Annotated in this window: 3 protein-coding genes and 1 pseudogene; all 4 read right to left on the reverse strand. The window is 40.2% G+C overall.

Annotation, left to right across the window (positions count from 1 at the left end; genetic code table 11):
- Positions 1–678: 678 nt before the first annotated feature.
- On the reverse strand, positions 679–1,833 hold the full coding sequence (locus tag ACFIJJ_RS08865) for an MFS transporter (RefSeq protein WP_375646684.1): 1,155 nt from the start codon (positions 1,831–1,833) through the stop codon (positions 679–681).
- A 532-nt stretch (positions 1,834–2,365) separates the two neighbouring features.
- A complete protein-coding gene (locus ACFIJJ_RS08870; RefSeq protein ID WP_375646686.1) occupies positions 2,366–3,604 on the reverse strand; it encodes a DUF2087 domain-containing protein in 1,239 nt (412 codons plus the stop codon).
- Between the two features lie 10 nt (positions 3,605–3,614).
- Positions 3,615–4,289 (reverse strand): hypothetical protein, encoded by a 675-nt coding sequence (locus ACFIJJ_RS08875; protein WP_375624162.1) that lies wholly within the window; start codon positions 4,287–4,289, stop codon positions 3,615–3,617.
- A gap of 196 nt (positions 4,290–4,485) precedes the next feature.
- A pseudogene (locus tag ACFIJJ_RS08880) lies at positions 4,486–5,678 on the reverse strand (MFS transporter).
- Positions 5,679–6,014 lie beyond the last annotated feature (336 nt).

The following is a 6,014-nucleotide window of genomic DNA, read 5'->3' on the forward strand; positions in this document are numbered from 1 at the left end:
ACACCAGCTAGTTTGTTCTTAAAAAAATAATCAAGGCAATACTTTTGCACCATCCTCATTCGCCATCCTTAAGGGCGCCTTTTGCATTTACAGAAATTGCCACTGACTTTAGAAGCGGAGCCTAGAAACGCGGGGAAGAGGAGAACTATAGGGTGGTGTGATTACTCATTCTGTCATGCTATAGAAATATTTGGTTTTGTAGGGTAGAAGCAGCGGCCACCCCCCTTAATGCTTTTTAGGCATTAAAAATGGCACAAGAAAATGCTGGTAATCGTGATATGGTTTTTTATTATGGCTGATCCATGAGCTCTAAAATATAAATTGAGAGAGAATGGGCGGCATTAAAAGTTAAACGCGCATGGCGAGGCTTGAGATTGATTAGTTCAAAATCCTTTTCTGAGCGAATTATAAAAAAATGCTTTGGCTGTGTTGCACATCGATATCAATAGAATATTATTCGTGCAGAATGTAGCTACCTTACGCTTGTCTGCCCCCATAATACTTTATGCTATGAGGCAATTGGCAACGGCGTTTACAGAGCAATCTTTAAAGACCGTTTCGAGCTTCTTTGCCGCAGAGTGTGTTACAAACCCATAATTGAGTGATTTATGGCGAATTATTTTGAGTGCTCTTGTTGTGCTACGGGTTTTCAAAAATGATATGTGACATGGAAGCTGCTTATTTTTTCGTTTGCATGAGGCAAAGGCAAGAAGCAAAGGCGGAGGCACCAACAATCATGCAAAAGGTGAAAGCGATATGATTGTTGAAATGGCTGATAATCCATCCACTTGTCCATGAGCCGGCGGCTTGGCCAATATTTGAAATAACAAGAATATAACTGAAAAGAACACTGGCAGAGAGGGATGTAGTTGTTTTCCCTGCTTGATAGTATATCTCTGGAATCATGACAGATTCATAGACACTGTAGGCAATTAACGCAGTCACAGCGGTAAAGACCCCACCTATGAGGAAAAACGAGGAGAAACTTCCCATAAAGCAGAGCAGATAAAAAGTTGATTTATCAGAAAGGCTGAGATGTTTATTGATTATTCCTTGCCAGATACAAATACTGATGCCAACAATTGAAAAGAAAATTCCACTATAAGGGGCGAGATTTCTGTCAAATTTACTGAGAAGTGTTGTGGTGGTGATGAAAATTCCCATGAGGTATGCACAAAGCAAAGCCGTGACCAGCAAATAAACAATAGAACGATTATGTATTATTGTTTTTAAAGAAGAAAGAAGAGCTTTTTTTGTTTTTTTATTCTTTTCAAGAGATAATGTTTTATGTGGGTAATGATAAACAATTTGAATGGATAGAACACAAAGATACAAACCAATGAGTGCAAAAAAAGCCATTAAGAAGGTTGATGCGTTGTATTTTATGGCACTCGTTGCAACAAGAGGTGCTATAACGACAGCAGCATTTTGAAAAAAAGAATAGAGAGTTAATGCGCGTTTAAGAGCATTTTCGTTGAGATGTTCTGATAAAATTTCTCTCAAAAATGGCTTTGAAACTGCTTTCGAAAAAGCCATTAAGGTAAAAAAGATCAACCATGCAGAAGGTGTAAGCGATAGGATAATGCACACAAAAGCGCTACTCCTTAAAATAAAGGCGGTAGCCATTAAGAGTTTACGCGAAAATCTTTCTAATAAACCCGTTGTGGTTACCATGAGAATGCTTTCAAGGATTACCGATCCAGCGAGATAAAAAGCAACATTGGCGGCAGTTATGAGAGAAGAGTTTCCAAGCAGAGGGAGTACAAAGAAAAAGGAAAATTCAGAAAGAAAAACTGTGCTATAGATGAAAAAAGGAATTTTATTTTTGCCCATGGAATTTCCATAGAAGTGTTGTTAAATGATCAAAGACATTTTGTTGTATCTTTTGAGGAAGTTTTGCCAGCCCTATTTCTACTATGCACATTTCGTTGAAATAGTATCTTTCTTTGATTCACTAGCCAGTCCAATGCAAGAATATTGTTTTTTCTACGATGTTTTTAGAAATATCGAGCATGATTTGAATTGAGCAACAACACTGTGCCCTGATGTTCGCGCAACAATCGTAAGATCATTGAGACCTTGATCCTATATCGTCTCCTGATGGTTTTGATTATTCCCAATCCTTTTTGATAACCACCCAATCCTTTTTGATAACCAATTGGCATCCCGCACTCTTGTTCCTCCCCATTGCATCTCTTGCGAAGAGGGCACGCTAATCTCATCTCCATAGATTGTCAACATATGAATGGGATGAATGATTTTGTAACCTTTTAATGAAATTATATTTTTTTAGTGGAAGGTTATTCATTCTCTTGAAATAGAGAAGAAAAACGATAGCGTTCGCTAATCATTTTTCAATTCTCTTTTAGCGCATGCGTTGATATTTTCCTCCATGGCGTTGTAAAAAACCTCTCTCAACAAGAGTGCGTCGTAATCGGGCAAAGTCTATCGTAAAGAGGTTGCATATCTTGGAAACTTCCGTTTCGCTATAGATTTTTCCCATTTGAAAGGCTTCACCAATTTTTGATAGCATCTCTTCTGTTTCTAAATGGCGGTCGCTTAAATTTTCCCTATTCCGCTCATGTTTATTTTCTAGCATTTTCCACACTGTCTCTTCGGCTTGAAATCCTTCTGTTGTGTTGTGAATAAGTCGGAGATTCAAAAGGCGATTGATGGATTTGTGAATGTTTTTGGCATCTGAATCGACATGTTTGAGGATATCAGTAAGATTTTTTGCACCAAGGATAATGGCGGCATAAACAGTACGCAGTGTCGGTGACGTCATGGCAGAGATCAGTGAATTGCGGGTATTGCGTTTGTGAAGGGTTTCTTTCCCCATGGGCAAAAGATCATTGCGAATGGGCAGTTCATTGATTTCTATGAGTTCTGCTTGTAGCGATTGTGCGCGTACAATTTGTTCGGCAGAGGTGCGTTTGCGAATAATCCCCAGACCACCTTGGCGATATTTGTGGTTTTCGGGGAGTGTTAAAGCTTCATAGGAGCCATCAAGCCGGTAGAGAATTTCTTCCCAGATGGGAGTTCTAACACGTCGAACCCGTTGTTCGCTATTGTGAGCAATTGTTGTGGTCATTGTTGGTTCATGCAGAAAAAGATAACCACCCGCGGTGATGTGTTCCCAAACTGTGGTAACAAATCGCACATCATCTGCGGGAGTACCAGCATCAAGCCAAGCAAAATCTATTGGTCCCCAAGATTTGAGGGTGCTTTCATCAAGAGAGAAAAAATTCTCATGGATAAATGTTACAGTATCTTTTTCAATACCGCCTTGAAGCAGTTTTTGCCATGCTTCTTCTGCTGATTGGCTTTCTGCTGAAAAATCATCAATGGTGATAAGCCGAGGTTCGTAATTCTCAAGGATTCCTGAAGGGTCAAGCAAAGCTGTACGCTCTTCCCAGGTGGAAGATTCTAAAAGTTTTTTATCTTGTTGCCATGTTTGTTTTGCTTTTTGCAGTGCTTTAGCAATCAAGCGCGTACTATCACCAGCACCGATTTCAATGACTGTGCGCGGTCTTGCCATTTGAATAAGCGCATAAATGAGCTGTGCACTATTTTCTGTTCCCATGCCAGGTCTTATCAGCTGCATCTTTTTATCCTTATAATTTTATCAATCGTAGCATTCCTGCTTTTACAAGAAACTTTATTGAATCCTCTAGCGGATATTGAAGATGCATTGGTGTGGCGGCTTGCTGCAAGAGATGTTTTGTTTTTTCATGAAGCCGGATTGTACGCCCATTGAGTTGATTAATGGCAAGACTGCCAAGAGAAGAATCTATGATAATACATGTTGGCTCTCGTAAAAGAGCGGTTGCATCATTTTCTGAAAATGCTTTTTGATCTGTTTCGATGAGACCGTGTTGTAAAAGTGAGATCAAAAGACTTCCAGAGGCAAGAAGAGTACCATTGAATTGTATTTCCCTCAGTGATTGGACAAGGCAGCCTTCACGAAGTGCTTCAAATGTGGGAAAGTCGAATCCGCCAAATGCCGCTCCTTTTGTAGAAACAATAGTGATGGGTTGTATTTGCCGTTTGCCAATGAGTGCTGGTTTGTTTTTTATTATTTGTACATCTTTTGCCCATTGAACGCGTGATAAAGGATTGAGTTCATGTGGGTAGACAGCGAAAGAATTGATGGCTATGGGTGGTGTTGGTTTTTGCAATTCAAGTGTGTGGGAGCTCTCATGACAATCATGTCGCATATAGTCTGCCAGTTGCCACACATAACCACCTGTTCCATGGTAAAAATTTAAGCTTATAGGATCTTGTTGCATGATGTTAAACTGTTTTCTTCTGCTTTAAAATATCAAGTTTTGGCGATGGTTATTTGCTCCTCCACACGAGAATGGTTCATCAAAATCACATTGCTTGGTATGGGGTTATAGGGGAGATACAACGATTTCATCGGGAGGTGATTGTTATGCCATTTTTGGGCATGTTTTTTTTCGAGAGAATAGATGGCAAAGTTTGCTAGGCATTATCCCCTTCCTTTTTTTGTATAGTGCGGTTTATGATAAAGCCTAATATGCCTGTGATCATTGTGGCGATGCCAATGATAAACAGTGTGCTTTGGGTGTGATGCACTTTTACAAAACCGGCTCCTAGAAAGCCAAGGCACACCGCTGTTTGTATGATAAAGATATAGGCAGGCATTTGGTTGTTTCGGTGTTCTTTCTGAATGGCTTTCATCATAAAACTTGCCATTAGAGCATTTTGCACACCGTTTGCACCCCCAAGAATGAAAAATGAAAGCATCATCAACCATATGATATGTGTTAAGGAAAAGCAGAAAATTGCAAAGCCGATGATTGCAGCGGCAAGTGATGCTCCAGCGGCATTACCAAAGCGATGAAAAAGGCTGGAGAAACAGAGTGGACCAACCACGAGGCCAAGACTTAACATGCTTGTGATTACCCCATAGGTTTCTGCACTGAAGTACAGTTCCGTGCGGATGCGGACAATCGATAAGACGTTGAGAGCAGAGGTGAGGATGATGGTAATGATGAGGGGAGAAAGAGCATAGACAACATTTTTTTTACGCAAAAGACCCGTTAAATCTAGCCCTTTTTTGGCTTGCTGCGTTGTGTTTGTCGTTTGTGTATGAATTTTAAAACTTTTAAAACAGAAGAGAGTGATAAAGGTAGCACAAAGAACCATGATGGATAGTGCAAAGAGCCCTTTTTGCCCATTTGATATTCCATACAATACCCCCCCTAGCAGTGGTCCGGCAATGTAGCCAAGATTACGAACTGTTTGGATAACGCGGTTTAGTCGATCTAATTGGTGGTCATTTTTTGTGAAGTCAGGTACCGCAACAAGAATAGCAGACCAAAAGAGTGAACCAGCACAACCTAGTGCGAAAGAAAGTGCAATGTAAACCCAAAATTGGTTGGCGATTGCGGCAACGGCTATGAAGAGTGCTTCAAACAATAAAACAATGGGTACTGTTCGCGCGGTTGGAAGTGATGCAAGAGGCGTGGTGCAATGGGGCCCGCACAAATTGCCCCGACAAGCCCTGCAAAAAGCAGCATTGAAATAGATGCTGTGCTTTCTGCTAAATGGAGAGCAAATGTAACTTGTGCTGTTTCATCGGCAAAGCTGCTAAAGCCCAAAACGAAAAAAAGCCCAGTTTTGGCAAAAATCATGGATTTTTTCTTTGTCACAATGCTCCTCCCCAAGAGGTTATAAGGTACAATTTTCTTCTACGTGTTTATGGTATATCCCATGCTTTGTATAGTTTTTCTTGATGATCAGTTGAGAAAGGAAGTTTTCAGAGCTCTTTTCTAAAACAAGCACAATGCCTATTGGCAGCAATGACCAGCTCCTTATGTTTTTTGAAAGGGGAGTATTAAGGATGATGGGCTGGTGAAGTTGTCTGATATGAGAGACAATGATACAAAAAGACAATCAGAAGAATTTACAAAAAAAGCTGCACTATGCGTGCAGCTTTTTATGTATTTGCTTTAAAGGTAGACGTTTTAAAGCATGAAAGTGTCCTT

This window comes from Bartonella sp. TT29SHDZB (assembly GCF_042193395.1).
Lineage (GTDB): Bacteria > Pseudomonadota > Alphaproteobacteria > Rhizobiales > Rhizobiaceae > Bartonella.